Annotated in this window: 27 protein-coding genes and 1 tRNA gene; 15 read left to right on the forward strand and 13 right to left on the reverse strand. The window is 66.9% G+C overall.

The window, feature by feature from the left end; genetic code table 11:
* The first annotated feature begins 11 nt into the window (after window positions 1-11).
* Window positions 12-2,279, forward strand: a complete 2,268-nt coding sequence (locus ACT54X_RS05435; protein ID WP_476345450.1) for a hypothetical protein — start codon at window positions 12-14, stop codon at window positions 2,277-2,279.
* 42 nt (window positions 2,280-2,321) lie between these two features.
* Here the strand turns inward: ACT54X_RS05435 and ACT54X_RS05440 are convergent, their stop codons facing one another.
* From ACT54X_RS05440 to lexA, 4 genes are all read right to left on the reverse strand, one after another.
* Window positions 2,322-3,491 (reverse strand): MFS transporter, encoded by a 1,170-nt coding sequence (locus tag ACT54X_RS05440; RefSeq protein ID WP_476345452.1) that lies wholly within the window; start codon window positions 3,489-3,491, stop codon window positions 2,322-2,324.
* Window positions 3,488-4,495, reverse strand: coding sequence for a D-2-hydroxyacid dehydrogenase family protein (locus ACT54X_RS05445; RefSeq protein WP_234194186.1), 1,008 nt, complete (start codon window positions 4,493-4,495; stop codon window positions 3,488-3,490). Before ACT54X_RS05445 ends, ACT54X_RS05440 begins: the two co-directional genes overlap by 4 nt.
* 73 nt (window positions 4,496-4,568) lie before the next feature.
* A complete protein-coding gene (locus tag ACT54X_RS05450; protein WP_294364871.1) occupies window positions 4,569-4,919 on the reverse strand; it encodes a hypothetical protein in 351 nt (116 codons plus the stop codon).
* Between the two features lie 130 nt (window positions 4,920-5,049).
* Window positions 5,050-5,742: a transcriptional repressor LexA gene (gene lexA / locus ACT54X_RS05455; RefSeq protein WP_043116164.1), complete on the reverse strand. Its 693-nt coding sequence runs from the start codon at window positions 5,740-5,742 to the stop codon at window positions 5,050-5,052.
* A gap of 119 nt (window positions 5,743-5,861) precedes the next feature.
* On the opposite strand from lexA, the gene ACT54X_RS05460 reads away from it, so the two are divergent.
* Window positions 5,862-6,797 (forward strand): asparaginase, encoded by a 936-nt coding sequence (locus ACT54X_RS05460; RefSeq protein ID WP_294364884.1) that lies wholly within the window; start codon window positions 5,862-5,864, stop codon window positions 6,795-6,797.
* Window positions 6,798-6,870: 73 nt separating this feature from the next.
* Here ACT54X_RS05460 and adk read toward each other — a convergent pair whose 3' ends face one another.
* The 6 genes from adk to ACT54X_RS05490 form a co-directional block, all read right to left on the reverse strand.
* Window positions 6,871-7,527 (reverse strand): adenylate kinase, encoded by a 657-nt coding sequence (adk, locus tag ACT54X_RS05465; protein WP_043116162.1) that lies wholly within the window; start codon window positions 7,525-7,527, stop codon window positions 6,871-6,873.
* A 118-nt stretch (window positions 7,528-7,645) separates the two neighbouring features.
* Window positions 7,646-8,392: a 3-deoxy-manno-octulosonate cytidylyltransferase gene (gene kdsB / locus ACT54X_RS05470; RefSeq protein WP_294364888.1), complete on the reverse strand. Its 747-nt coding sequence runs from the start codon at window positions 8,390-8,392 to the stop codon at window positions 7,646-7,648.
* On the reverse strand, window positions 8,389-8,571 hold the full coding sequence (locus ACT54X_RS05475; RefSeq protein ID WP_017756993.1) for a Trm112 family protein: 183 nt from the start codon (window positions 8,569-8,571) through the stop codon (window positions 8,389-8,391). The genes kdsB and ACT54X_RS05475 overlap by 4 nt, the downstream gene beginning before the upstream one ends.
* Window positions 8,552-9,484: a tetraacyldisaccharide 4'-kinase gene (gene lpxK, locus ACT54X_RS05480; RefSeq protein WP_294365920.1), complete on the reverse strand. Its 933-nt coding sequence runs from the start codon at window positions 9,482-9,484 to the stop codon at window positions 8,552-8,554. The genes ACT54X_RS05475 and lpxK overlap by 20 nt, the downstream gene beginning before the upstream one ends.
* Window positions 9,485-9,530: 46 nt before the next feature.
* On the reverse strand, window positions 9,531-9,965 hold the full coding sequence (locus ACT54X_RS05485; RefSeq protein WP_370645994.1) for an ExbD/TolR family protein: 435 nt from the start codon (window positions 9,963-9,965) through the stop codon (window positions 9,531-9,533).
* 62 nt (window positions 9,966-10,027) lie between these two features.
* Window positions 10,028-10,666: a MotA/TolQ/ExbB proton channel family protein gene (locus tag ACT54X_RS05490; protein ID WP_294364898.1), complete on the reverse strand. Its 639-nt coding sequence runs from the start codon at window positions 10,664-10,666 to the stop codon at window positions 10,028-10,030.
* Between the two features lie 304 nt (window positions 10,667-10,970).
* On the opposite strand from ACT54X_RS05490, the gene xseA reads away from it, so the two are divergent.
* Both xseA and ACT54X_RS05500 read left to right on the forward strand, forming a co-directional pair.
* A complete protein-coding gene (gene xseA, locus ACT54X_RS05495) occupies window positions 10,971-12,284 on the forward strand; it encodes an exodeoxyribonuclease VII large subunit (protein ID WP_294364902.1) in 1,314 nt (437 codons plus the stop codon).
* Between the two features lie 42 nt (window positions 12,285-12,326).
* Window positions 12,327-12,908, forward strand: coding sequence for a superoxide dismutase (locus ACT54X_RS05500; RefSeq protein ID WP_114804109.1), 582 nt, complete (start codon window positions 12,327-12,329; stop codon window positions 12,906-12,908).
* A gap of 128 nt (window positions 12,909-13,036) precedes the next feature.
* Here ACT54X_RS05500 and ACT54X_RS05505 read toward each other — a convergent pair whose 3' ends face one another.
* On the reverse strand, window positions 13,037-14,233 hold the full coding sequence (locus tag ACT54X_RS05505) for an amino acid aminotransferase (RefSeq protein ID WP_294364911.1): 1,197 nt from the start codon (window positions 14,231-14,233) through the stop codon (window positions 13,037-13,039).
* A gap of 149 nt (window positions 14,234-14,382) precedes the next feature.
* On the opposite strand from ACT54X_RS05505, the gene uvrB reads away from it, so the two are divergent.
* The 11 genes from uvrB to ACT54X_RS05560 all read left to right on the forward strand — a co-directional run bounded on the left by uvrB (window position 14,383) and on the right by ACT54X_RS05560 (window position 24,558).
* On the forward strand, window positions 14,383-16,494 hold the full coding sequence (uvrB, locus tag ACT54X_RS05510; RefSeq protein WP_294364913.1) for an excinuclease ABC subunit UvrB: 2,112 nt from the start codon (window positions 14,383-14,385) through the stop codon (window positions 16,492-16,494).
* A gap of 202 nt (window positions 16,495-16,696) precedes the next feature.
* Window positions 16,697-17,233: a Fe-S cluster assembly transcriptional regulator IscR gene (gene iscR, locus ACT54X_RS05515; RefSeq protein ID WP_017756985.1), complete on the forward strand. Its 537-nt coding sequence runs from the start codon at window positions 16,697-16,699 to the stop codon at window positions 17,231-17,233.
* An 86-nt stretch (window positions 17,234-17,319) separates the two neighbouring features.
* The gene (locus tag ACT54X_RS05520; protein ID WP_294364919.1) at window positions 17,320-18,540 is read left to right on the forward strand and encodes an IscS subfamily cysteine desulfurase; all 1,221 of its coding nucleotides are present in this window, start codon (window positions 17,320-17,322) and stop codon (window positions 18,538-18,540) included.
* Window positions 18,541-18,565: 25 nt separating this feature from the next.
* Complete coding sequence (gene iscU, locus ACT54X_RS05525) at window positions 18,566-18,979, forward strand: Fe-S cluster assembly scaffold IscU (RefSeq protein WP_294364922.1); 414 nt, start codon at window positions 18,566-18,568, stop codon at window positions 18,977-18,979.
* Between the two features lie 17 nt (window positions 18,980-18,996).
* Complete coding sequence (gene iscA, locus ACT54X_RS05530) at window positions 18,997-19,320, forward strand: iron-sulfur cluster assembly protein IscA (protein ID WP_017756982.1); 324 nt, start codon at window positions 18,997-18,999, stop codon at window positions 19,318-19,320.
* A 75-nt stretch (window positions 19,321-19,395) separates the two neighbouring features.
* Window positions 19,396-19,914: a Fe-S protein assembly co-chaperone HscB gene (gene hscB, locus ACT54X_RS05535; RefSeq protein WP_294364926.1), complete on the forward strand. Its 519-nt coding sequence runs from the start codon at window positions 19,396-19,398 to the stop codon at window positions 19,912-19,914.
* Between the two features lie 8 nt (window positions 19,915-19,922).
* Entirely contained in the window at window positions 19,923-21,779 is a 1,857-nt protein-coding gene (gene hscA, locus ACT54X_RS05540) for a Fe-S protein assembly chaperone HscA (protein ID WP_294364929.1), read from the forward strand.
* A gap of 5 nt (window positions 21,780-21,784) precedes the next feature.
* A complete protein-coding gene (gene fdx, locus ACT54X_RS05545) occupies window positions 21,785-22,123 on the forward strand; it encodes an ISC system 2Fe-2S type ferredoxin (RefSeq protein WP_017756979.1) in 339 nt (112 codons plus the stop codon).
* A gap of 46 nt (window positions 22,124-22,169) precedes the next feature.
* A complete protein-coding gene (gene dnaQ, locus ACT54X_RS05550; protein WP_294364935.1) occupies window positions 22,170-22,892 on the forward strand; it encodes a DNA polymerase III subunit epsilon in 723 nt (240 codons plus the stop codon).
* A gap of 59 nt (window positions 22,893-22,951) precedes the next feature.
* Window positions 22,952-23,026: transfer RNA gene (locus ACT54X_RS05555), tRNA-Val, on the forward strand.
* Window positions 23,027-23,178: 152 nt separating this feature from the next.
* Entirely contained in the window at window positions 23,179-24,558 is a 1,380-nt protein-coding gene (locus ACT54X_RS05560) for a sensor domain-containing protein (RefSeq protein ID WP_476345462.1), read from the forward strand.
* Window positions 24,559-24,564: 6 nt separating this feature from the next.
* Here the strand turns inward: ACT54X_RS05560 and ACT54X_RS05565 are convergent, their stop codons facing one another.
* Both ACT54X_RS05565 and ACT54X_RS05570 read right to left on the reverse strand, forming a co-directional pair.
* Window positions 24,565-24,813: a CsbD family protein gene (locus ACT54X_RS05565; RefSeq protein ID WP_234194202.1), complete on the reverse strand. Its 249-nt coding sequence runs from the start codon at window positions 24,811-24,813 to the stop codon at window positions 24,565-24,567.
* A gap of 179 nt (window positions 24,814-24,992) precedes the next feature.
* On the reverse strand, window positions 24,993-25,448 hold the full coding sequence (locus ACT54X_RS05570; RefSeq protein ID WP_294364945.1) for a DUF192 domain-containing protein: 456 nt from the start codon (window positions 25,446-25,448) through the stop codon (window positions 24,993-24,995).
* Window positions 25,449-25,513 lie beyond the last annotated feature (65 nt).

The following is a 25,513-nucleotide window of genomic DNA, read 5'->3' on the forward strand; positions in this document are numbered from 1 at the left end:
GCGAAAGAGGCATGGCAGTTGTCTCCAGAAATACAAAAAACCCGGCGATTGTCATCGTCGGGAGGGTGTCGCAATGCGGGGGAAATGGCGTCGAGGCGAGGCCAATTGCGTCGGGATGCGGGGCGGAGGCGCCAGCCCTGTTAGAAATATGCATCTTGTTTGTTCATAAACGTCAGGGTGGTGTGAAAATATTTAAACCTTTTACTTCCCCTCGACGCCCCGCTGTGCCTCCGAAACCTGCATCGACTGCTTCGTTTGTACTCGGACTGGGGCTTGTGCTTCCCGTTGCCGCCTCGGCGTTGACGATCGGCCGGCCGGAAGGGGCGGTGTGGATCGGCAAGCCGCTCGATCTGCGCGTGCCCGTGCAACTGGAGGGCAGCGGCGGTGCGTGTCCCTCGGTCGGTGTGAAGCTGGGCGATGCCACGCTCTCCGACCGCGACTTCGGCACCACCGTGGAGCCGGGGCGTTCGCCGGACGCGCCCTGGCTGCGCATCCGCACCACCCGGCCGATCGACGAGCCGGTCATCACAGTGAATGTGCGTGTGGGTTGCGGCGCCACGATGGTGCGTGAGTTCGCGCTGCTGGCCGACCCGCCCCCGGTTTCGGCCATCGATGCCGACCGCGCCGAGCGAGCGTTGGGCGCGTCGCTGCCGCCCATGGGTGCTCAGCCGCCGCGCTCCGGGGCGCGCAGCACCGAGGGGCGCAGTGCCTCCACCGGCGCGCGCACGCGCGACACCGCACCGGCGCCACGTGCCGGTGGTGCGGTCCGGGCCGCACCGCGGACCCCCGCGGTCACCACCGGCGGACGGCTGCGTGTAGATGCGCTCGATCCCCGCGCAGCGGCTGCGGCCGCCGGTGCTGCCGGCATCGCTGCCGCGTCCGGCGCTGCAGACGACTACACATTGCCGCCCGCCTGGCTCAAGATCGCCACCCGGCTGAGGAACATCGAGGCCGGTGCCGTTGCGCCACTGCCTCAGGGTGGTGCGAGCGATGCCGCCGCCACGCCGGCCGGTGCGGCGAGCGCCCCCCAGGACGCGCAGTCCGCCGACCGCCAGAGCGCGGCGCTGCGCGCACAGATGGCCCAGCGCGACCGCACCATCGAAAGCCTCAGGACCGAGCTGGCGCAGGCCCGCGAGGCCGCCTCGGAAAGGCCGTGGTGGCTCTGGCCGTTGCTGCTGTTGCTGGCCGTGCTGCTCGCCGTGGCCGGCGTGCTGTGGCGCCGTGCCAGGCGCCAGGCGGCGGAGGCATCCTGGTGGCAGCCCAGCGAGGTGGAGCCGGATGCCGATCTGCCTGCGGATCCGCCAATCAAGCCCGCTGGCCTGGCAGCCGTCGCCGCTGCCGGCGATATCGCGGGCGCCGGTGCCACGCCTGCCCCCGTGGCGGTGGCGGCCGACCCGGGGCCGGACACCATTTCCACGCTTCCCCCGGATGGGCCCGAGCCGGTGAGCGCCGACAGACTGCTCGACGTGCAGCAGCAGGCCGAGTTCTGCCTGTCGCTCGGGCAGTTCGATCAGGCCGTCGGCGTGCTGGCCGATCACCTGGACGAGTACGGCGTCACCAGCCCGCTCATGTACATGGAACTGCTGCGGCTGTTGCATTCCCAGGGGCGCAAGGCCGATTACGACACCACACGGCGCGAATGCCGCAAGGCGCTGGGGCTCGAGTTGCCGGCCTATGACGACTTCCTGGACGAAGGTCGTTCGCTGGCGGCCTATCCCGAGGCGGTCGAGCGCATCGAGAAGGCGTGGCCGCGCCGGGAGGTGTTGGGCGTCATCGAAGGCTTCCTGTTCCAGGCCGTGGACTCGCAGGGCCGCTCGCCCTTCGACCTGCCCGCGTATCGTGAGCTGCTGGCCCTGTATGGCGCCGCCCAGGAGCGCATCGCGAACGGCAGCATGATGATGGCCAGCGATGCCGGGACGACCTCGGCGATGGGGTTGCTGGCGCCGATGGCCGTCTCGCAGCCGCCGACCGCGCCGCTGCCGCTGGCGGCGGGGACAGGCGGGGGCGCGGCGACTCCTGTCGTGGCAGGGCCGCCGCCCGGCACGATCGACTTCGACCTTTCAGACCTGGAAGCGTCGTCCATCGACACCATCCCCAAGGCGCTGAAGGGTCGCACGCTCCCCGCCGAGCCGGCGCCACCCGCCGCACACGAAGCCGATCCGGCGCTGACCGTGCCGAACGATTTCGACCCGGTGCCGCCGGACTTCCAGCTCTTCGATCCGGAACTCGAGGACAGCATCCGGCCGGGCGCGTCCATCAAGAAGCCGCCGACACCTTGAGCCTGGGTCGGCTGGGTCGGCCGGTCGCCCGCCCGCCGTGTCTCAGGCGGTAGCGCGGCCGCGTCGGCCCAGATTCAGGCTCAGCAGCATGGCGGCCACCAGGCACGCCAAGCCACACCAGTTCATCCACGAAGACGTGCCGCGGGCGAGCAGCCAGCCCCCCAGCCCTGCGCCTGCCGCCTGACCCATGTACATCGCGGAACTGTTGAGCGCGATGGACGCAGAGGCCAGCGTGGGGGCCAGCCCCACCAGCCTGGCCTGCTGCGACGAGTTGGCGGCGAAGCAGCCCAGGCCCCAGGGCAGCAGGACGGCCGTCAGCGCCGTCCAGCCCAAGGCCAGGCCCAAAGGCCACAACAGCAGGCTGACGCTGATCAGCGCCATCGCGAGCATCGCCATCCCGGCACTGCCCAACCGGTCCATGTAGCGCGTGGCCAGCAGATTGCCCACCACGCCGCACAGGCCAATCCATAACCAGATCAGGCTGAGTTCGCCTGGGCCCGCGTGCAGTCGCTGGACGAGCAGCGGCCCGAAATAGCTGAAGAGCACGAACTGCCCCGCTGCCTGAAGCAGCGTGATGCCCACGACGGGCATCAGGATCGGATGACGCAGCACCTGCAACCAGCCTTCGCGCGAAAGCGGGGCAGGCTTGACCCCGGCCGGCATGGTGCGCCAGACCCACAGGGCGCCAATCGCCGTCAGGGCGACGATGACGCCGAAGGCCGCGCGCCAGCCCCAATGCCCGCCGAGGTAGGCGGCCATCGGCAATCCGAGCACCGAGGCCAGGGACCATCCCAGGAAGATGAAGGCCACGGCCGCTGCGCGCCTGTGCGGTGGCACCAGCATGCCTACGCAAGCGGCCGCCTGGGGGGTGAAGACCGCGGGCGCGACCAGCGTGGCCATGCGGACAGGTAGCAGGGCGCCCAGCGTCGGCATCAGCGCAGACGCCAGGTGTCCAAGGGCAAACCAGGCCAGCGAGACGGCGAGGAGACGGCGTCTGTCCCAGCCCGCCACCAGGCCGGCCAGCAGCGGGGCGCCGACACACACCACCAATGCGCCGGCGGTAATCAACTGCCCCACCGCGGCGATGGAGGTCGAAAATGAAGCGGCCAACTCGGGCAGCGTGCCCGGCACCACCATCACGCCCGTGCCGATGGCGAAATTGCCGAAGAGCAAGGCCCACAGCGCCCCAGGCCAGGGCGCCTCGCGCCTCACCGGCGCACCTGCAGCGCCCCGGGATTGACGATGTTCGTGGGATTGCCGCGGATGAAGCTCACGACGTTGTCGAAGGCCTGGCCGAAGTAGAGCTCATAGCTCTCCTGCTCGACGTAGCCAATGTGCGGCGTGCAGATGCAGTTCTCGAGGCGCAGCAGCGCATGGCCTTGAAGGGGCGGTTCACTCTCGAAGACGTCGATGGCCGCCATGCCCGGCCGTCCACGGTTGAGTGCAGCGAGCAGGGCGTCGGACTCGACGAGTTCAGCCCGGCTGGTGTTGACGAACAGCGACGTCGGCTTCATGCGGGACAGATCCTCCAGCCTCACCAGACCGCGCGTGTCGTCATTCAGCCGAAGGTGCAGGGTGAGCACATCCGCCATCTCGAAGAGCGCCTCGCGGCTGGGCGCCGTCTGGAAGCCGTCGTTGCGTGCGCGCTCGCAGCTCGCGTCACGGCCCCAGATCACAACCTGCATGCCAAAGGCCTGTCCGTACCGCGCCACCAATTGGCCGATGCGGCCATAGCCCCAGATGCCGAGCGTCTTACCCTTGAGCACGGAGCCCAGGCCGAAATTGGGCGGCATCGACGCGGACTTGAGCCCGGACTGCTGCCACGCGCCGTGCTTGAGGTTGCTGATGTATTGCGGCAGGCGGCGCGTGGCCGCCATGATCAGTGCCCATGTGAGTTCGGCCGGTGCCAGGGGAGAGCCGGTGCCTTCGGCCACGGCCACGCCGTACTCGGTACATGCATTCACGTCCACATGACCACCCACGCGGCCCGTCTGCGAGATCAGCTTGAGGCGTGGCAGCTTCTCGACGAGCTGGCGGGAGATCTGGGTGCGCTCGCGGATCAGCACGATCACGTCCGCGTCCCGCAGCCTGACCGACAACTGCCCGATGCCCTTGACCGTGTTGGTGTAGACCTTGGCGGTGTAGGCGTCCAGCTTGGAGGCGCAGCGCAGCTTGCGTACGGCGTCCTGGTAGTCGTCGAGGATCACGATGTTCATGGCCGCCCATTTTGCCTCCGGCTCCGGCGGTCTTCCGCTCGTCCTCGAAAGGACGAGCGTCTGTCGCGCGACGTCAGTGCAGCGTGCTGCCAGATGGCCGGGCGGCTTCGCGCAATTCCCTCTCGACGAGGCGGTCGAGCTCGGCGCAGACGTCGGCCATGCGGCCGGCAATCACCAGTCTCGAACCGTGGGAGCGCTGCTCTCCCGGCTCCACCACCCGCACGACGCGCAGCGGGGGGCGCTCGGCTGCATCGCGCCGGCTGCTTGCGGCATGCCGCATCTCCCGGCCGGGGCGAGGGCGGACATTCACATAATGCAGCTCCGTTGCATTGAGTCCACTGCTGCGGCGGGCATCGGAGTGGCGGGCAACCCAGGACTGGATCGGGGCGAAAAGACTGGACAAGGCGAGCAGAGCGGTTCCCATGTTGAACTCCTGAGGATCGGAAGGGGTTTGGACACAGGCAGGATTGAGAAGCGAAGCCGACGCACCAGGGTGATGGCCATCCGGCCATACGCCCGCCACCTGGCGCGGCAGCAGCAAATGACGGTGGGGGCTACATCAGCATCGTGTTGCGGATCAGGCCGACGGCCAGGCCTTCGATCTCGAACGGCTCGCCGGGCTGGACGATGATGGTGGGGTAGTCGGGGTTCTCGGCATGAAGTTCGACCACGTCCTTGAGCCGCTTGAGCCGCTTGACGGTGACCTCGTCGCCCAGCCGGGCCACCACGATCTGGCCGTTGCGTGCCTCGCGGGTGCTTTGCACTGCAAGCAGGTCGCCGTCCATGATGCCGGCGTCGCGCATCGACATGCCGCGCACCTTGAGCAGGTAGTCGGGGCGATGCTGGAACAGCGTGCTTTCGACGTAATAGGTCTGGTCGACATGTTCCTGCGCCAGGATGGGAGCACCAGCGGCGACGCGGCCGATGAGCGGGAGGGACAGCTGCGACAGTCCAGGAATGGGCAGAGAGAACTGCGGCGTGCGGCTCTCCTGCAGGTTGCGCAGCGCCTCGCTCTTGAGCCGGATGCCACGCGAGGTGCCGCTCACCAGCTCGATGACGCCCTTTCGCGCGAGGGCCTGCAGGTGCTCTTCGGCAGCATTGGCGGACTTGAAGCCCAACTCGGCAGCAATCTCGGCGCGTGTCGGTGGCGCGCCCGTGCGAGCCATGGTGGCGCGGATCAACTCGAGAATCTGCTGCTGTCGGGCGGTAAGCTTGACCGACGCGGTGGGAGTGGGCACTTTGAGCATGTGTCTGCGGCTCCAGCGGTTGATGCACATACTGTGTGCATATCCAGTGTCTGTATTTTTAACCAGTTTTCAAACCGTTGACAAGTCCTCATCTCACCCCCGCCCATCTCTCCCGCGTCGTGGTGCTCGGCACCGGAGGCACGATTGCCGGACGTGCGGCGATTGCTGGCGACAACCTCGGCTACGTGGCCGGACAGGTGGAGGTCGGCGAACTCCTTGCGGACGTGCCGATTCCTGAAGGCATCACCTGGGCCGCCGAACAGGTGTGCAACCTCGACAGCAAGGACATGTCGCATGCGCACTGGCGGGCGCTGGCCTCCCGGTGCCAGCAACTGCTCGATGACCCAGGCGTGCGCGGCATCGTCATCACCCATGGCACGGACACGCTGGAAGAGACGGCGTTCTTCCTCGGCGAGGTGCTGATGGCGCACAAGCCTGTGGTGCTCACCTGCGCCATGAGGCCGGCGAGCTCCGCCGCCCCGGATGGCCCGCAGAACCTGCGAGACGCCTTGGCCGTGGCGGTGGCCGAACGCGCGCGGGGTGTGCTTGCGGTCTGCGCCGGCACCATCCATCGCGCCCGGCAGGCGCGCAAGGTGCACACCTATCGGCTCGATGCCTTTTCCTCGGGTGAAAGCGGACCGGTCGGCTTCGTGGAGGAGGGGCGCATTCGGCGCGTCTGTCCGTGGCCCGAGGTGCTGGCCCCGAGGCTTTCCGCACAGCGGCTGCCTGCCGCCGATCTCTGGCCTTCGGTGCAGATCATCACCAGTCATGCAGGGGCCGACACGGCATTGGTCGATGCGCTTGTCCAGGCCGGCGGCGTGGATGGCATCGTGGTGGCGGCGACTGGCAATGGCACAGTCCACGAGAGCCTCCAGGAGGCGCTCGCGAAGGCGCAGGCTGCGGGAATCGCCGTGGTACGTGCCACCCGCTGTGCGGACGGGGCGGTGCTGTCGAGTGGCGAGGATCGTTGTCCCCATGCCTTCGACCTGTCCCCGGTGAAGGCGCGCATCTCGCTCATGCTCCATCTGATGGACAGCCGCCATCGACCTGCATGAAGCAAAAAGGCCGGGCCTTGCGGCCGGCCTTTGGCGTGGGAATGCCGAGGGCGTAAGCCCCGGGGCGTGAGGGTCAGCCCTCGAGCGCAGCCATCGCGCGGCGTGTGATCTCGTCGACCGTGCCCACGCCGCTGATCGCGCGGTACTTGGGCGCGTTGACGGGGTCCTGCTCGGCCCACTTCGCGTAGTAGTCCACCAGCGGGCGCGTCTGCTGGCTGTAGACGTCGAGACGCTTGCGCACCGTCTCTTCCTTGTCGTCCTCGCGCTGGATCAGGTCTTCGCCGCTCACGTCGTCTTTGCCTTCGACCTTCGGCGGGTTGAAGCGCACGTGATAGGTACGGCCGGAGGCCGGGTGCGAGCGCCGACCGCTCATGCGTTCGATGATGTCGGAGAAGGGGACGTCGATCTCCAGCACATAGTCCAGCTTGACGCCGGCCGCCTTCATCGCATCGGCCTGGGGAATGGTGCGCGGAAAGCCATCGAACAGGAAGCCATTTGCGCAGTCGGGCAGTGCGATACGTTCCTTGACGAGGTTGATGATGAGGTCATCGCTCACCAGCGCCCCGGCGTCCATCACGGCCTTGGCCTGGAGTCCGAGCGGCGTGCCCGCCTTCACGGCGGCGCGCAGCATGTCACCGGTGGAGATCTGGGGAATGCCGAACTTCTGGCAGATGAAGGTGGCCTGTGTGCCTTTGCCGGCGCCCGGCGCGCCCAACAGGATGAGTCTCATGGTGTCCTCGGAAGCTTTTTATGGAAATCGTGTGGGCGAGCAGTGCCGGCTCCTCCGGGCGCGCCATCCCGGCGAGGATAGCATGCGCCCCCCGCACCGATGGGCGTCCGCCACCCCTTCAGAAATGCAGGCGCACGCGGGCCAGATCCTCGGGCGTGTCGACACCCGTGCCCGGTGCGTGCGGGGTCACGTGCACGGCGATGCGATGGCCATGCCACAGCACCCGAAGCTGTTCGAGCGATTCGACGCGCTCCAGCGGTGAAGCTGCCAAGCCCGGGAAGCTGCGCAGGAAGCCGGCGCGGTAGGCGTAGATGCCGATGTGGCGAAGCGCCGGGTGGTCCGCGGAAAGCCTGGGCGGCAACCCGCCGTCGCGCCAGAAAGGCAGGGGAGAACGGCTGAAGTAGAGCGCCTGCCCTGCCGCGTCGAGCACCACCTTCACGACGTTGGGGTTGACGAAGTCGGCCTCGTCCTCGATGGCGTGCGCCGCCGTGCCCATGGGCGTGTCCGGGCGGGCGGCCAGCGACTGGGCGACGGCGTCGATCAGGGTCTGGTCGATGAGCGGCTCGTCGCCCTGGACATTGACCACGATGGTGTCGTCGGCCAACCCGAGCAGGGTGCAGGCCTCGGCCAGGCGGTCACTGCCGCTGGGATGGTCGGCGCGGGTGAGCAGGGCCTGCACACCAGCTGCCTCGCAGGCCTGTACGATGCGCGGATCGTCGCAGGCCACGCACACGGTGCTGGCGCCCGAACGTGCGGCTTGCTGCGCCACTCGCACCACCATCGGGAGGCCGCCGATATCCGCCAGGGGTTTATCGGGCAGGCGCGTCGACTTCATGCGCGCCGGAATCAGGACGGTGAAGCTCACAGGCCGAGTTCTTCGTCCGTGAGCGGGCGCGCCTCGTTTTCGAGCATCACAGGAATGCCATCGCGCACCGGGTAGGCGAGGCGTGCACTGCGCGACCACAGTTCCTGACGCGCGGCGTCCCATTGCAGCGGTCCCTTGGTGACCGGGCAGACCAGCAGTTCAAGCAGCTTCGGATCCATCGAGGGATGATAGCCGCGCGTCGAGGGCCTCGAAGAAGGCCGGCTCGATGGAGAACTCCAGCGGCACGGCCAGCGCCGAGGGCGCGCGTGTCCAGAGTTTGGCCGCATCCTTTTCCGTGCAGAGCAGCTGCACGCCCTCGGGCGGTGCCCAGTCCGTGTAGTCATGGTGATCCGGCAGCGCGATGCAGCGCTGCAGTCGCAGGCCCTGCGCCCGCAGCATGTCGAAGAAACGCTGGGGCTGGGCGATGCCCGCGACTGCCACCAGATCGTCCCGCGCCGCCAGTTCGGGCAGGAGCACGGGCTGCTTCCGCTGGTCAAGCGCGTGCGCTGCCAGCGCCCGATGTCCGCGGAAGCCCGCGAAGGCCGGTTGCTCGCCGGTGTGCAGCACCAGATCGCACTGGCGCGGCCAGGGCTCGCGCAGCGGGCCTGCCGGCAGCAGCCAGCCGTTGCCGACGCCGCGGTCGTCGAACACGCAGATCTCCACATCGCGGGCCAGCGGCAGGTGCTGCAGACCATCGTCGGCGACGATGAGGCGGGTGTCCGGGTGCAGCGCCAGGAGCCGGCGCCCGGCGGCCACCCGGTCGGCATCGACCACCACGGGCGCGCCAGTCGCGCGATGAATCAGCAGAGGTTCGTCCCCCACGTCGCGCGGATCGCTGTCGGCGTGGACGACCTGCCCCTCCCGCGTGCGCCGCCCATGTCCTCGGGAGATGACGCCAACCGACCAGCCCTGGGCCTGCGCATGCCGGACCAGCGACACCACCACGGGTGTCTTGCCTGCGCCGCCTGCCACCACGTTGCCGACCACGACAACGGGCACGGGCAGCCGGTGCACCGTACGCCAGCCACGGGCATACGCCTGCCGCCGAACGGCTGCAAGCAGGCCGAAGAGCCACGCCAGCGGCCGGAGCATCCAGGCCCGTGCGCCGCGGCGCTCCCAGACGTCGGCCGTCAGCACGTCAGCGGGCCGCCTTGCCCGAGGTCTGCGTCGCAAAGGTGATCTGCATCAGCCCCGCACGCCGCGCCGCCTCCATCACGGTGATGACCGACTGATGGGCGGCGGCGGCATCTGCGCTGATGATGAGGATCGGCGCCGGAGCGCCGGCGTCGACCTTGGCGAGCGGCGCGAGGGCGCTGGCCAGGGCCTCCACGCTGCGGTCCGGCAGTGCCTGCCGGTCGACGGCATACCGGCCGTCCGCCGCCACCGCCACCACGATCTCGCGCGGGCGGGTGGTGGCCGTCTCGGCGTCGGCCGTGGGCAGTCGGACTTCCATCTCGGTGAACCGGTTGTAGGTGGTCGACAGCATCAGAAAGATCAGGATCACCAGCAGCACGTCGATGAAGGGGATCAGGTTGATCTCCGGCTCGTCGCGTGACGCGGCCCGCAGTTGAATCCGTCCGCTGCGGCGACTCCCCGGCGCGGAGGCGGGGCGGGCGCCCCCCGGCAGGGGCGCGCTCATGGGCGGGGGGCCGCCCGCAACCCGGCCAAGTGTTGGGCGAAGCGCTCGCCGGCCAGTTCGAGGTGCAGCAGATAGCCGTCGACGCGGCTGCGGAAGTAGCGCCAGAAGATCAGCGTGGGCACCGCCACGATCAGGCCGAAGGCCGTGTTGTAGAGCGCGATGGAGATGCCGTGCGCCAGTTGCGCCGGATTGCCGGCCGCGCCGGTTCCCGGTGCCTGCGAGCCGAAGATCTCGATCATGCCGATGACGGTGCCCAGCAGGCCGAGCAGTGGCGCCGCCGAGGCAATGGTGGCGAGCGCCGGCAGATAGCGTTCGAGCCGGTGGGCGATCGCCCGGCCCGAGGTCTCCATGGCCGTGCGCGCTTCATCCGCCGGATGGCCCGCGCCGGCCTGGGCGGCACGGAAGCCGCTGGCGAGCATCTCGCCCAGCGCCGAATTCCTTTCCAGCTTGGCGATCACGTCGGCGGGAGGAATGCCGTCCTGGGAAACGGCGATGGCCTCGTTGAGCAACTGCGGTGGAAGCACCTTGGCCGCCTTGAGGCTGACGGAGCGCTCGATGACGAGCGCAGTGGCGATGATCGAGCACAAAAGCAGCGGCACGATGGGCCAGCCTGCGGCGACTAAGATCGAAAACAAGGTTCCTCCTGCGTGGTCGCGAAGCGCTGCCCAACAGCCGAAAATTATGACCGAATGTTTCTCGCGACCCGGGGCGTCTGCGCTGCAGCCGCCCACATTTTCTGTGGATAACTTTGTGGCTAACCCTGCGGGCAACGTTGGCGCGCCCAGCATTGACGGGCCCGGCGTCAGGACGATCAGATTTTGAGCAGTCGTTTTTCTTTCTCCATCAAGCACTTGCACCACAAACCGTGGCTCTCCAGTGGCATGCGCCGCACGCGCGTCAGTGCCCGCGGTACTTGTGGAAGACGCAAGGCGGCGGGCCATGGCTGAAGGCTTGGGCATCCAGCCGCGCGTGTGGGCTGTGGGGGCGCTGTGCCGGGCCGCGGCGGACGCGCTCGATGCGCGCTTCAACCCGGTGGCGGTGCAGGGAGAGGTGAGCGGCTTTTCTCGCGCCACCAGCGGCCATTGCTATTTCTCGCTGAAGGATGGCCAGGGGCAGGTGCGCTGCGCCATGTTCCGCCGTGCAGCATCGTTGGTCGACTTCGATGTGCGCAATGGCGATCTTGTCGAGTTGCGCGGACGGCTGACGGTGTACGAAGCCCGCGGCGACCTGCAACTGGTGGTGGAGAGCCTGCGCAGGGCGGGCCAGGGCACGTTGTTCGAGCAGTTCGTGCAGCGCAAGGCGAAGCTGGAGGCCGAGGGGCTGTTCGAACCCTTGCGCAAGCGACGGTTGCCGATGTTTCCCGCCCGCATCGGGCTGGTCACTTCCCTCGGTGCGGCGGCCTTGCACGATGTGGTGACTGCGCTGCGCCGACGCGCCCCGCATGTGGAGGTGGTGGTGGCGCCAGCGGCCGTGCAGGGCGGCCAGGCGCCGGGCGAACTGGTCGCTGCCCTGTCGGCCTTGCAGGAGATCGAACCGCGGCCCGATGCCATCCTGCTGGTGCGGGGCGGCGGCTCGCTGGAAGACCTGTGGGCATTCAACGACGAGCAACTGGCGCGCGCCATCGTGGCCAGCTTTGTGCCTGTGGTCGTCGGCGTGGGACATGAGACGGACTTCACCATCGCCGACTTCTGCGCCGACCTGCGCGCACCCACGCCGACCGCCGCCGCCGAACTCGTCGCGCCTTCGCGCGATGGCTGGCTCCAGGGGCTGGATGCGCTCGAAGACGATCTGCGAGATGCTTTGCAAGGCCGGCTGGACCGGCTGTCGCAGCGGCTCGACCAGGCTGCCTCCCGGCTTGGCCGACCCTCCGGGCTCGCGGCGCGGCAGCAGGCGGTGCTGGCGCAGTGGGACCAGCGTCTGCATCGCGCCACCACCGCGTGGCTGCATCAGGCGCAGCGTCGGCTCGATGCCGCTGAAGGGCGATGGCCCGCCGCGGGTCGGGCCAGCTTGCGCAACCGTTCTGATCGGCTGGAGCGTGCTGCGTTGCGTCTCCAGATGCTCGACCCTGCGGTGGTGCTCCAGCGGGGCTATGCCTGGCTGACGGATGCCAAGGGACGCACCGTGACCCGCGTGGCCCAACTGCGTCCGGGCGAATCCGTGAACGCCACACTGGCGGATGGCACGGCCAACCTGCAGGTCATCACCCTCCAGCAAGGGACGTCGTCCGACGCAGGCAGCGGCAATCCTTCCTAGAATCCCACGGTTTCTGTCAACCAACCCACGAACGAGCTTCACATGGAACATGTTCTGCCTCCCCTGCCGTACGCGATGGACGCGCTGGCCCCCGAGTACTCCAAGGAAACGCTGGAGTACCACTACGGCAAGCACCACAACGCCTATGTGGTGAACCTGAACAACCTGCAGAAGGGCACCGAATTCGAGAGCATGACGCTCGAAGAAATCGTGAAGAAGTCCAGCGGCGGCATCTACAACAACGCCGCGCAGATCTGGAACCACACCTTCTTCTGGAACTGCATGAAGCCGCAAGGCGGCGGCGCCCCTTCTGGCGCGCTGGCCAAGGCCATCGAGGCCAAATGGGGCAGCTACGACGCCTTCAAGGAAGCCTTCGTCAAGTCCGCCGTCGGCAACTTCGGCTCGGGCTGGACCTGGCTGGTGAAGAAGGCCGACGGCTCCGTCGACATCGTCAACACGGGCGCCGCCGGTACGCCCCTGACGACCGAAGACAAGGCGCTGCTGACCGTCGACGTCTGGGAGCACGCCTACTACATCGACTACCGCAATCTGCGTCCCAAGTTCGTCGAGACCTTCCTGGCCAAGCTGGTCAACTGGGAATTCGCCGAAAAGAACTTCGCCTGATCGTCGGGTGAGGACGGCCCGCCGGTCCTATGCTGGCGGGCTGCAAAGAAAAAGGCAGCATGGATCCCCGTGCTGCCTTTTTCTTTGGTGCGCGGCCACCTCCGAGAGGAGGCAGCGGCCGCAACGCCTCAGACCACCTTGGCGATGCTCGCGCAGACGTGGTCGATGTTCTTGCTGTTGAGTGCGGCCACGCACATGCGGCCCGTGTCGGTGCCGTAGACGCCGAACTCGTTGCGCAGGCGCACCATCTGGTCCTTGGTCAGGCCCGAGTAGCTGAACATGCCGATCTGACTGGTGATGAAGCTCATGTCCTGCTCCACGCCGGTGGCCTTCAGGCCGTCCACCAGCTTCTGGCGCATGGCCTTGATGCGCACGCGCATCTCGCCCAGCTCCTTCTCCCACAGGGCGCGCAGCTCGGGGTTGCCCAGCACAGCCGCCACGACGGCGCCACCGTGCGTCGGCGGGTTGCTGTAGTTGGTGCGGATCATGATCTTCAGCTGCGACAGCACGCGCGCTGCTTCTTCCTTGTTCTCGCACAGCACCGACAGGGCGCCCACGCGCTCGCCGTACAGGCTGAAGCTCTTGGAGAAGGAGGTCGAGACGAAGAAGGTCAGGCCGGCGGCCACGAACTTGCCGATCACGGCGCCGTCCTCGGCAATGCCGTAGCCGAAACCTTGGTAGGCCATGTCCAGGAAGGGCGTCAGCTGGCGGGCCTTGACCACCTCGACCACCTGGTCCCACTGCGCGGGCGTGAGGTCGTAGCCGGTCGGGTTGTGGCAGCAGGCATGCAGCACGACGACGGTGCCGGCGGCCGCGCCTTGCAGGGCGGCCAGCATGCCGTCGAAGTCGATACCGCGCTTGGCGGCGTCGTAGTAGGCGTAGGTGCCGACCTCGAAGCCGGCCTGAGTGAATAGCGCGCGGTGGTTTTCCCAGCTCGGGTCGCTGATCAGCACTTTGGCCGACGGCGAAAGCTTCTTGAGGAAGTCGGCGCCGACCTTCAGGCCGCCCGTGCCGCCCAGGGCCTGGATGGTCGCCACGCGGCCGGAGTTGACTGGCTCGCTGTCGGCGCCGAACACCAGGGCCTTGACGGCGTTGTCGTAGGCGGCGATGCCGTCGATGGGCAGGTAGCCGCGGGCCGAGGGGGCCTTCATCATGTCGGCCTCGGCCTTCTTGACGCATTCCAGCAGCGGCAGCTTGCCGTTGTCGTCGTAGTACACGCCCACGCCCAGGTTGACCTTGTTGGGGTTGGTGTCGGCGGCGAATTGTTCGTTCAGACCCAGGATGGGGTCGCGCGGCGCCATCTCGACGGCGGAGAAGAGAGACATGGAGAAAGTCCTTTGGATGCTGGGGCGAGCCTCGCGGCCGGCGAGGCTGGGTGCAGAACCGGGCATCGCCTTTGGGGTAGCCTTGCCGGTTCGCTTGGAATTTTACCGGCCGCCCCACAGTTGGACTGCTGCCCCGGAGCCTCATCACCATGACCGCAGACCTTCAGACCGCCGACGATGCCGCCGCGCCGCGCCAGGGCGAATTCGTCCGCTACCCCGATTCGCCCTTCGAGCTGTTCCAGCCCTATCCGCCCGCTGGCGATCAGCCCAAGGCCATCGAGCAGTTGGTCGAGGGCATTCAGGACGGCGAGGTCTTCCAGACGCTGCTGGGCGTGACGGGCTCGGGCAAGACCTACACCATGGCCAACGTCATCGCGCGCCTGGGCCGGCCGGCCATCGTATTCGCACCCAACAAGACGCTCGCGGCGCAGCTGTACAGCGAGTTCCGCGAGTTCTTCCCGAAGAACGCGGTGGAGTACTTCGTCAGCTACTACGACTACTACCAGCCCGAGGCCTATGTGCCGCAGCGCGACCTGTTCATCGAAAAGGACTCGTCGATCAACGAGCACATCGAGCAGATGCGCCTGTCGGCCACCAAGAGCGTGTTGGAGAGGCGGGACGTGGTGATCGTGGCGACGGTGAGCGCCATCTACGGCATCGGCGCCCCGGAGGACTACACCGAGATGCGCTTCATCATGCGCGTGGGCGACAAGATCGGCCAACGCGACGTGATCGGCCGGCTCATCCGCATGCAGTACACGCGCAACGAGCAGGACTTCTCGCGCGGCGCCTTTCGGGTGCGCGGCGACACCATCGACGTGTTCCCGGCCGAGCACAGCGAGCTGGCCATCCGCATCGAGCTGTTCGACGACGAGATCGAGAGCCTGTCGCTGTTCGACCCGCTCACCGGCCGTGTGCGGCAGAAGATTCCGCGCTTCACCATCTACCCGTCCAGCCACTACGTCACGCCGCGCGACAAGACATTGCGCGCGGTCGACACCATCAAGCTGGAGCTGGCCGACCGCGTGAAGGAACTCGTCGGCGCCGGCAAGCTGGTGGAGGCGCAGCGCCTGGAGCAGCGCACTCGCTTCGACCTGGAGATGCTGGCCGAGATCGGCCACTGCAAGGGCATCGAGAACTACACGCGCCACCTGTCCGGCGCCGCGCCCGGCGACCCGCCGGCCACGCTGACGGACTACCTGCCCAAGGACGCACTGATGTTCCTGGACGAAAGCCACCAGATGATCGGCCAGCTCGCCGCCATGTACAACGGCGACCGGGCGCGCAAGACCACGCTGGTGGAATACGGCTTTCGGCTGCCATCGGCGCTGGACAACCGGCCGCTCAAGTTCGAGGAATTCGAGCGCCGCATGCGCCAGTGCATCTTCGTCTCGGCCACGCCCGCTGCCTACGAGCAGGAGCATGCCGGTCAGGTGGTCGAGCAACTGGTGCGGCCGACCGGCCTGATCGATCCCGAGGTCGAGGTGCGCCCCGCCACCCATCAGGTGGACGACGTGCTGGGCGAGATCCGCATCCGCGTCGAGAAGAACGAGCGCGTGCTGATCACCACGCTGACCAAGCGCATGGCGGAGCAGCTCACCGAGTACCTGAGCGACAACGGCGTGAAGGTTCGCTATCTGCACAGTGACGTGGACACCGTGGAGCGGGTGGAGATCATCCGCGACCTGCGCCTGGGCAGCTTCGACGTGCTGGTGGGCATCAACCTGCTGCGCGAGGGCCTGGACATTCCCGAGGTGTCGCTCGTTGCCATCCTCGATGCGGACAAGGAAGGCTTCCTGCGCGCCGAGCGCAGCCTGATCCAGACCATCGGCCGCGCCGCGCGCAATCTGCACGGCAAGGCCATCCTGTATGCCGACATCATCACGGCGTCGATGAACAAGGCGATCGGCGAGACGCAGCGCCGCCGCGAGCGGCAGATCGCCTTCAACGAAGCCAATGGCATCGTGCCGCGCAGCATCGTCAAGCAGGTGCGCGAGCTGATCGACGGCGTCTACGGCGAGAAGTCGGCCAAGGAGGCGGGCAAGCGCGAGGTCGAACGCGCCCGCGTCGAGGACATGAGCGAGCGCGACGTGGCGAAGGAAATCAAGCGGCTGGAAAAGCAGATGCTCGAGCACGCCCGCAACCTCGAGTTCGAGAAGGCGGCCCGGGTGCGCGACCAGTTGGCGCTGCTGCGCGAGCAGGCGTTCGGCGCCGCCGGAAGCGACAACATCGCGGTGCTTCCGGTTGGCGGACGCAAGTAAGAGGAAAAACCCGAGTTATCCCGAGCACGGCTCGGGGTTTCTGTTATACTTGAGCGAAACACTCAAGAACAAAGAACTTCGCGATGAAGGGCCGGCTCCTACCTTTCGATGGGTGGGATGCCGGGCAGGGCGGAGACGGGCGCCACCGGATCCTGTGGATCCCAGGTGTTGTTTAACGGTAAGCCAACTGAAGGAGCTTGCGATGCGTCTCACTACCAAAGGCCGTTTTGCGGTCACCGCCATGATCGACCTGGCATTGCGCCAGAACTCCGGTCCGGTCACGCTGGCCGCAATCAGCCAGCGGCAGCAGATTTCGCTGTCCTATCTGGAACAGCTGTTCGGCAAGCTCCGTCGCCATGAGCTGGTGGAATCCACCCGCGGCCCCGGCGGCGGTTATTCGCTGGGTCGCAAGGCGGCCGACATCACCGTCGCCGACATCATCGTATCGGTGGACGAACCGATCGACGCCACCCACTGCGCCGGCAAGGAAAATTGCATGGGCGAAGCCGGCCGCTGTATGACGCATGAGCTGTGGGCCTCGCTCAACCAGAAGATGGTCGAGTTCCTGGATTCTGTCACGCTGCAGAAGCTGGTGGACGACCAGATCGCCAAGGGCGTGCAGGTCGAGAACAAGCCGGCCGTCAAGCGGGCGATCTCGAGCCAGCCGGTGGTCAAGCCGATCCGGGTGAATGCGCCCAACTCGGTGTTCGCCCTCGGCAACGCCTTCGCCAAGTCCTGATGCACGGCGGGCGAGCCGCGGCGGCCTGTCGCTGCCGGCTCCTCCGTTCGTGATTGTTTCCGTATCCACGCCAGCACGAGCGAGCCATGGACGTCACTCCTCATTTCCCGATCTATCTTGATTACGGCGCAACCACGCCGGTCGACCCGCGCGTGGTCGACGCCATGATCCCCTGGCTGCGTGAGCATTTCGGCAACCCCGCTTCGCGCAGCCATGCGTGGGGCTGGGAGGCGGAAGAGGCGGTGGAAAAGGCCCGCGGCGACGTCGCCGCCCTGATCAATGCTGATCCGCGCGAGATCATCTGGACCTCCGGTGCCACCGAGTCCGACAACCTGGCGCTGAAGGGCGCAGCCCACTTCTACAAGGAAAAGGGCAAGCACCTCATCACCGTCAAGACCGAGCACAAGGCGGTGCTGGACACCATGCGCGAGCTGGAGCGCCAGGGCTTCGAGGTGACCTACCTCGACGTCGAGGAAAACGGCTTGCTCGACCTGGACAAGTTCAAGGCCGCCATCCGCCCCGACACCATCCTGGCGAGCGTGATGTTCGTCAACAACGAGATCGGCGTGGTGCAGGACATGGTCGCGCTGGGCAACGCCTGCCGCGAGAAGGGCGTGATCTTCCACGTCGATGCGGCGCAAGCCACCGGCAAGGTCGAGATCGACGTCACCCAGCTGCCCATCGACCTGATGAGCCTGGCTTCGCACAAGACCTATGGCCCCAAGGGCATCGGGGCGCTCTACGTTCGCCGCAAGCCGCGCGTGCGCCTGGAGGCGCAGATGCACGGCGGCGGCCACGAGCGCGGCATGCGGTCGGGCACGCTGCCCACCCACCAGATCGTGGGCATGGGCGAGGCCTTCCGCATCGCCAAGGAAGAGATGGCGCAGGACCTGGCCAAGGCCCGCGCGCTGCAGAAGCGGCTGATCGACGGCCTGTCCGACATCGAGCAGGTGTTCATCAACGGCGACCTGGAGCGCCGGGTGCCGCACAACCTGAACATCAGCTTCAACTTCGTCGAAGGCGAGTCGCTGATCATGGGCATCAAAGGCCTTGCGGTGTCGTCGGGTTCGGCCTGCACCTCGGCCAGCCTGGAGCCGAGCTACGTGTTGCGCGCCCTGGGTCGCAGCGACGAGCTGGCCCACAGCAGCCTGCGCATGACCATCGGCCGCTTCACGACCGAGGAAGAAATCGACGTCGCCATCGCGTCCATCCGCCACAACGTCGCCAAGCTGCGCGAGTTGAGCCCGCTGTGGGAGATGTACAAGGATGGCGTCGACCTGAGCACGATCCAGTGGTCGGCCCACTGAATCCACCAAGAAAGAAGAGGACCCCATGGCTTATTCGGACAAGGTCATCGACCACTACGAAAACCCCCGCAACGTCGGCTCCTTCGACAAGGGCGACGACACCGTCGGCACCGGCATGGTGGGTGCGCCCGCCTGCGGCGATGTGATGAAGCTGCAGATCAAGGTGAATCCGCACACCGGCGTCATCGAGGACGCGCGCTTCAAGACCTATGGCTGCGGCTCTGCCATCGCATCGTCGTCGCTTGTCACGGAGTGGGTGAAGGGCAAGACGCTCGACGAGGCCGCCTCGCTCAAGAACGCGCAGATCGCCGAAGAGCTGGCGCTGCCGCCGGTCAAGATCCACTGCTCGATCCTGGCGGAAGATGCCATCAAGGCCGCCGTGAACGACTATCGCGCCAAAGTTGGCGCGAAGACCGGCGCCGAAGCCCTCGCCTCGTGACTGGAGCTTCAACCGCAATGGCGATCACGCTGACCGAAGCTGCGGCGCGCCATGTCTCCCGCTACCTGAGCAAGCGTGGCAAGGGCATCGGCGTGCGACTGGGGGTCAAGACCACGGGCTGCTCCGGTCTTGCCTACAAGCTGGAGTACGTGGACGAGTCGGCGCCGGAGGATGTCATCTTCGAGGAGCATGGCGTCAAGGTGCTGGTGGATCCCAAGAGTCTGGCCTACATCGATGGCACGGAGCTGGATTTCGTGCGCGAAGGGCTGAACGAAGGCTTTCGCTTCAACAACCCGAACGAGCGCGACCGTTGTGGTTGCGGTGAGAGCTTCCGCGTCTGATTGCGACTCGGAAGGAGCGGGGCCGCCACCCGAAAGGGCTTGGCGGCTTTTTCTTGGCAGCACGAGGAATGGCCCATGCAATTGACCGACGATGACTTCACGCTGTTCGCGGTGCGGCCCACGTTCGGGCAGGACCGGGGTGCATTGGATGCGCGCTGGAAGGAATTGCAGCGCGAGGCGCATCCTGATCGCTTCGCGGCGCAGGGCACGGCGGCGCAGCGACTGGCCATGCAATGGTCCGTGCGCATCAATGAGGCCTATCAGCGACTGAAGGATCCGTTGAGCCGTGCGGCCTACCTGTGCGAAATGAACGGCGCGCCTGTGCAGGCCGAGAACAACACGGCCATGCCGGCGGACTTCCTCATGCAGCAGATGAGCTGGCGCGAGGAGTTGGAAGAAGCAGGCGACGCGTCGGCGCTCGATGCCTTGCAGCAGCAGGTGCAGTCCGCCCGCGCTCGCGCCCTCTCCAGCCTGGACTGGCTGATCGACGAGAAGGGCGACTACCCCGCCGCAGCGCAGCAGGTCAGAGCCCTCATGTTCATCGAACGCTTTTCGACAGAACTCGATGAGCGGCTCGACCGGCTGGGACAATAGTTTTCTCCATGGCACTTCTTCAGATCTCCGAACCCGGCCAGGCGCCGGACCCGCATCAGCGGCGCATCGCGGTCGGCATCGACCTGGGCACCACCCATTCGTTGGTTGCCTCGGTGCGCAACGGCGTCGCCGAATGCCTGCCCGACGAGCAGGGCAGGGTGATCCTTCCATCGGCGGTGCGCTACCTGGATGCGCAGCGGCGGCAGATCGGCTTTGCGGCCCTGGATGCGCGCGCTTCGGATCCGGCCAATACCGTCACTTCGGCCAAGCGGCTCATGGGCCGCGGGCTGGGCGACATCGCCAACCGGTCTGCCATGCCCTACACGCTCCTCGATGAGGGCGGCATGGTGAAGGTGCAGACCGTCGCCGGCCCCAAGTCGCCCGTGGAGGTGAGCGCGGAGATCCTGGCCACGCTGCGCTACCGCGCAGAAGACACCTTCGACGGCGACCTGTACGGCGCGGTCATCACCGTGCCGGCCTATTTCGACGAGGGCCAGCGACAGGCCACCAAGGATGCCGCGCAACTGGCAGGGCTCAATGTGCTGCGCCTGATCAGCGAGCCCACCGCCGCTGCCATCGCCTATGGGCTCGACAACGGCAGCGAGGGTGTCTATGCCGTCTACGACCTGGGTGGGGGCACCTTCGACATCTCGGTGCTGCGGCTGACGCAGGGCGTGTTCGAGGTCATTGCCACCGGCGGTGACTCGGCCCTGGGCGGCGACGACTACGACCATGCGCTGGCAGACCTGGTGAGCCAGCGCCTGGGACGGGTTCCGGGCAACGACGAGGAGCGGGCACGGATGCTGGTTGCCGCGCGTCACTGCAAGGAGGCCTTGACCGGTGCCGACACGGCGCCGCTCACGGTCGAACTGGCAGGTGCGACACATGAGCTGACCATCACGCGCACCGACTTCGACGCCGCCACGCAGCCCCTGACGCAGCGTACCCTCGCGGCCGTGCGCAAGGCGCTGCGCGATGCACGGCTGGCGCCGAACGAATTGCAGGGCATCGTGCTGGTGGGTGGCGCCACGCGCATGCCGCAGATCCGGCAGGCCGTGGGCGATTTCTTTGGGCGTCCGCCGCTCACCAACCTCAACCCGGACGAGGTCGTGGCGCTCGGCGCGGCGATCCAGGCCAATCAACTGGCTGGCAACGATGGCGCGGGCAACCTGCTGTTGCTGGACGTGATCCCGCTGTCGCTCGGCCTCGAGACCATGGGCGGACTGGTGGAGCGCATCGTGCCGCGCAACACAACCATCCCCACCGCGATGGCGCAGGACTTCACCACCTACCAGGACGGCCAGACTGCGCTGGCGCTGCATGTGGTGCAGGGCGAGCGCGATCTGGTTGCCGACTGCCGCAGCCTGGCGCGCTTCACGCTGCGTGGCATTCCGCCGATGGCGGCCGGCGCCGCGCGCATCCGCGTGACCTTCACCGTGGATGCCGACGGCCTGCTTTCCGTTTCCGCCAAGGAGCAGAGCAGCGGCGTCGAGGCCAGCGTCACCGTCAAGCCTTCCTATGGCCTGTCGGACGACCAGATCGCCACCATGCTGCAGGAGGGCTTTGCGACCGCGCAAGCCGACATGCAGCAGCGCGCGTTGATCGAGGCGCGCGTCGAGGCCGACCGCATGTTGCAGGCGACCCGCACCGCACTGGCAGCCGACGGCGCGCTTCTGAGCGCGCCGGAGCGTCAGACCATCGATCAGTTGCTGGACGCCTTGGCTGCCGTGCGTGATGGCGACGACAAGTCGGCCATCACCGAGGCCACCGAGGCGCTGGCCCATGGCACTGAGGCCTTCGCCGCGCAACGCATGAACAAGGGCATCGCCCAGGCGCTGGCGGGCCGCAGCATCGAATCCGTTTGATACCCATGCCCATCATCAAGATCCTTCCCCACGCCGAGTACTGTCCGCAGGGCACCGAGATCCAGGCGCCGGCAGGCACCTCCATCTGCGAAGCGCTGCTCGAAAACGGCATCGAGATCGAGCATGCCTGCGAGATGAGCTGCGCCTGCACGACGTGCCATGTGATCGTGCGAGAAGGCCTCGCTTCTCTGAACGAGGCCGAGGAAGAAGAGGAAGACCTGCTCGACCGTGCCTGGGGCCTGACGCCGCAGTCGCGCCTGTCGTGTCAGGCGATCCTGGCGCAGAAGGATCTGGTCGTGGAGATTCCCAAGTACACGATCAACCACGCCAAGGAAAACCACTGACTATGGCGGCGTCTTCCAACCCCGGGATGCCCTGCAAGGAGAGTGCATGTCGCGCCTGATCGTCCTCGACACGGAGACCACCGGCCTGTCGGCGGAGAACGGCGACCGGGTGATCGAGCTGGGTTGCGTCGAACTGGTCAACCGCAAGCTGACCGGCAACGACCTGCATCTGTACTTCAACCCGGAACGCGAGAGCCACGAGGATGCGCTCCGGGTCCACGGGTTGACCACCGAGTTCCTGCGCGACAAGCCCAAGTTCGCCACCATGGCGCGCGACGTGGTGGAGTACCTGCGCGGGGCCGAACTGATCATCCATAACGCGGCCTTCGACGTTGGCTTCCTCAACAAGGAATTCGAGCGGGCGGGCCTGCAACCGTTGCGCGACTACGTGGCCGAGGTGACCGACACCCTGGTCATGGCCAAGCAACTCTTCCCCGGCAAGCGCAACTCGCTCGATGCGTTGTGCGATCGCTTCGGCGTGGACCGGTCGAACCGGACCTTCCATGGCGCCAAGCTCGACGCGCAGTTGCTGGCCGACGTCTACATCAATCTCACGCGCGGCCAGGACGCGCTGCTGATCGACATCGACACGGGCGAAAGCGAGGAGCAGGGCATCGTCGTCGATGTGGATCTGCGCCAGTTCAGCCTGCCTGTGCTGGCCGCGACCGTGGACGAACTCGCTTCGCATGAGCAGGCGTTGCTCGACCTGGACAAGGCCAGCGGCGGAAAAACCATCTTTCGGTTGCAAGATCAAAAAAGCATGGCATAATCTAAGGCTTCGCGCAGCACTGCACGAAACTGAAGGAAAAGACGAAAGTCTTTCTCCTCGGGCGGTTAGCTCAGGGGTAGAGCACAGCATTCACACTGCTGGGGTCGGGGGTTCAAAGCCCTCACCGCCCACCACCATTCCAAGAAAACGCCACCATCCGGTGGCGTTTTTTTCGTCCGTATCACTGCGGTGGTGTGTCTCCATCGGCGGGGCGTGACACGCTCAAGCCCTCCTTTGGGGGCGAATGGCGGGACAATGGGCCTCTGGGTTTCAAGCCCGGCTTCCCATGCCCATGCGCCGATTCGTTTCCGAAAACTTCCTGGACCTGTTGCTCGATGCCGTCTGTGCGGTCACGCCGTCGGGTGACTTCGTTTTCGTGAACGCGGCGTTCGAGCGAATCTTCGGCTACGGCACGCAAGAGGTCGTGGGTCGGAACATGATGGAGTTCGTGCATCCGGATGATCGGGCGCCCACCCTGGAGGCCGCCCGTCGGGTGATGCAGGGACATCTGCAACTCCACTTCGAGAACCGCTACATCCGCAAGGATGGGGGCGTCGTCCACGTCCGGTGGACGGCACAGTGGGTGGAGAGTGCCGGCCTGCGCGTGGCCGTCGCGCACGACATCACCGAGCTGCATCAGAGTCGCGCCTTGCAGGCGGCGCTCTACGCCATCTCCGAAGCTGCGCATACGGCTCAGGACCTGTTCTCCTTGTTCGAAAGCGTGCACGGCATCGTCGGCACTTTGCTCGACGCGAGGAACTTCGCGGTACTGCTCTTCGATGACGCAAGGCAGTTGCTGCACCCTGCCTACCAGGTCGACGTGATGGGCAGGGCGCCTGGGCCGGTGAGCCCGGCAGATGCGCCCTGGCTGGCGCGTCTGCTTGGCCAGGCGTCAACCGAGGAGGGGGATTGCGAGTCGCCACCGGGGCTGCTGGCTGCCGCGCTGCCCACGCAGGACGGGCCGATCGGCGCACTGGTGCTGCGCAGCGAGGATCCCGAGAAGGGCTATGGGGCCGCCGACGCCGAACTGCTGCATTTCATCGCATCCCAGGTGGCGACCGCGATCGAACGCAAGCGGCTCCATGTGGGTCTGCAGACCCTCGCCCAGCGAGACCAGTTGACCCAATTGCTCAACCGCCGCTCCTTTGTCGAGCGCCTGTCCGCCGCGGTACGCGCGGCGCAGGAGCGCGATTTGGAGCTGTCGTTGCTCTTCCTCGATCTGGACGAATTCAAGCGGGTGAACGACAGCATGGGCCACGCGATGGGCGACCACCTGCTGCAGTCCGTGGCTGACCGGCTGGGTGCAACGGTTAGGAGCGCCGATGTGTTGGCGCGGCTTGGCGGCGACGAATTCGTGGTGCTGCTGGAGCAGGACGTCGGCGGCCGCGGCGCCTACCTGTTGAGCAGCCGCATCGAGCAAGCCTTCATCCAGCCCTTTGTGGTGGGCGATGCGACCTTGGTGGTACGGCCGAGCATCGGGGCCGCGCGCTTCCCGGCCGATGGGAAGGATGCGGAGGAGTTGCTCGGCCATGCGGACGCGGCGATGTACGCGGTCAAACGCCAAAGAGCGGCAAGGCGTGAACCTGCCGCCCAGGAGATGAGTAGGCCTGGCCACAGCACTCCAGCGAGCGCTGCAGCCGAGGCGTTCTTTCGGTCTACGGACTGAAGCGCGTCAGCGGCGGGCGCAGATCATTCCCATCAGGAACGCCGCAGCGGCGACGCCGCCGACGAGTCCCAGAGGGTGCTTCACGGCCATTTCGCGGATTTCGTCCAGCGCCTGCCCATAGCTCTGCTGAACAACGCCTTGTGCCTCGCGCATCTTGCCCTCGGCCTGCATGCCCGAGTCGTTGGTCACTTCGCCCAGCGCATCCTGGGCCTTGCCTGCCACGCGTTGGAAAGCGCCTTGTGCTTGTTCGAACATCGAAAGATCCTTTGAGTGTTGCCAGGGGCCCGGCTGCCACATTGCCGCCGGGGTCTGGTCTGAAGGATCGTTGGGCCTGGATGGCATCGATGTAGGTGGTGCTCGACGCCCTCGCGTAGTAGGAAGGCGCGCGAGGCTGTCAGCGTCCAGGCGCGCGAGCCGGGGCGCATGGGCGGCGATCAGCGACCGGCCGCGAACGGCGCTCCCGCCAGCTTGGCACCTTTGCGCAGCCCCTTCTTGGCGAACCAGCCCTGATTCATTTCGAGCACGTAGCGCACCGGCGCCTCGGAGCAGTGGCTGTCGGTGGTCTGCGGCTGCATGTCGGCCAGGTTCACGATGCGGCCGTCGTCGGCCACGAAGGCGGCCGTCAGCGGCACGAGCGTGTTCTTCATCCAGAAGCACTGCACGGCGGGCTCCTCGAACACGAAGAGCATGCCTTCCTGCTGGGGCAGGTTCTCGCGGAACATCAGGCCCGTCTGCCGCTGCTGCGGCGTGGCGGCCACTTGCGCATCGATCCGGTACATGCCGGCCGTGAGGGGCACGCGGGGCAGATCGAGTTGCGGCTGCGCGAAGGCGAGGGCGGCGGTCCCGGCGAGCGCGGCTGCCGCAAGGGAGCGGAGAAGATGATGGAGCATGGCTGCTTCGATGCGGTGAAGTAGGGCGCGTTCCCGGCCGACCCGGGGCGTGCTGCGCCGGATTG

The sequence above is a fragment of the Pseudacidovorax sp. DMC4 genome, assembly GCF_056314265.1.

Excerpts from the sequence above, each read along its gene's own strand:
- fdx (WP_017756979.1), top strand. The coding sequence starts at position 21,785 with ATGCCCATCATCAAGATCCTTCCCCACGCCGAGTACTGTCCGCAGGGC.
- lexA (WP_043116164.1), bottom strand. The coding sequence starts at position 5,742 with ATGCTCAAAGTGCCCACTCCCACCGCGTCGGTCAAGCTTACCGCCCGA.
- ACT54X_RS05500 (WP_114804109.1), top strand. The coding sequence starts at position 12,327 with ATGGAACATGTTCTGCCTCCCCTGCCGTACGCGATGGACGCGCTGGCC.
- ACT54X_RS05435 (WP_476345450.1), top strand. The coding sequence starts at position 12 with ATGGCAGTTGTCTCCAGAAATACAAAAAACCCGGCGATTGTCATCGTC.
- iscR (WP_017756985.1), top strand. The coding sequence starts at position 16,697 with ATGCGTCTCACTACCAAAGGCCGTTTTGCGGTCACCGCCATGATCGAC.
- ACT54X_RS05520 (WP_294364919.1), top strand. The coding sequence starts at position 17,320 with ATGGACGTCACTCCTCATTTCCCGATCTATCTTGATTACGGCGCAACC.
- uvrB (WP_294364913.1), top strand. The coding sequence starts at position 14,383 with ATGACCGCAGACCTTCAGACCGCCGACGATGCCGCCGCGCCGCGCCAG.
- xseA (WP_294364902.1), top strand. The coding sequence starts at position 10,971 with ATGGCTGAAGGCTTGGGCATCCAGCCGCGCGTGTGGGCTGTGGGGGCG.
- dnaQ (WP_294364935.1), top strand. The coding sequence starts at position 22,170 with ATGTCGCGCCTGATCGTCCTCGACACGGAGACCACCGGCCTGTCGGCG.
- ACT54X_RS05450 (WP_294364871.1), bottom strand. The coding sequence starts at position 4,919 with ATGGGAACCGCTCTGCTCGCCTTGTCCAGTCTTTTCGCCCCGATCCAG.
- ACT54X_RS05560 (WP_476345462.1), top strand. The coding sequence starts at position 23,179 with ATGCCCATGCGCCGATTCGTTTCCGAAAACTTCCTGGACCTGTTGCTC.
- ACT54X_RS05570 (WP_294364945.1), bottom strand. The coding sequence starts at position 25,448 with ATGCTCCATCATCTTCTCCGCTCCCTTGCGGCAGCCGCGCTCGCCGGG.
- lpxK (WP_294365920.1), bottom strand. The coding sequence starts at position 9,484 with ATGCTCCGGCCGCTGGCGTGGCTCTTCGGCCTGCTTGCAGCCGTTCGG.
- iscA (WP_017756982.1), top strand. The coding sequence starts at position 18,997 with ATGGCGATCACGCTGACCGAAGCTGCGGCGCGCCATGTCTCCCGCTAC.
- hscA (WP_294364929.1), top strand. The coding sequence starts at position 19,923 with ATGGCACTTCTTCAGATCTCCGAACCCGGCCAGGCGCCGGACCCGCAT.
- hscB (WP_294364926.1), top strand. The coding sequence starts at position 19,396 with ATGCAATTGACCGACGATGACTTCACGCTGTTCGCGGTGCGGCCCACG.
- ACT54X_RS05505 (WP_294364911.1), bottom strand. The coding sequence starts at position 14,233 with ATGTCTCTCTTCTCCGCCGTCGAGATGGCGCCGCGCGACCCCATCCTG.
- iscU (WP_294364922.1), top strand. The coding sequence starts at position 18,566 with ATGGCTTATTCGGACAAGGTCATCGACCACTACGAAAACCCCCGCAAC.
- ACT54X_RS05565 (WP_234194202.1), bottom strand. The coding sequence starts at position 24,813 with ATGTTCGAACAAGCACAAGGCGCTTTCCAACGCGTGGCAGGCAAGGCC.
- adk (WP_043116162.1), bottom strand. The coding sequence starts at position 7,527 with ATGAGACTCATCCTGTTGGGCGCGCCGGGCGCCGGCAAAGGCACACAG.
- ACT54X_RS05445 (WP_234194186.1), bottom strand. The coding sequence starts at position 4,495 with ATGAACATCGTGATCCTCGACGACTACCAGGACGCCGTACGCAAGCTG.
- ACT54X_RS05475 (WP_017756993.1), bottom strand. The coding sequence starts at position 8,571 with ATGGATCCGAAGCTGCTTGAACTGCTGGTCTGCCCGGTCACCAAGGGA.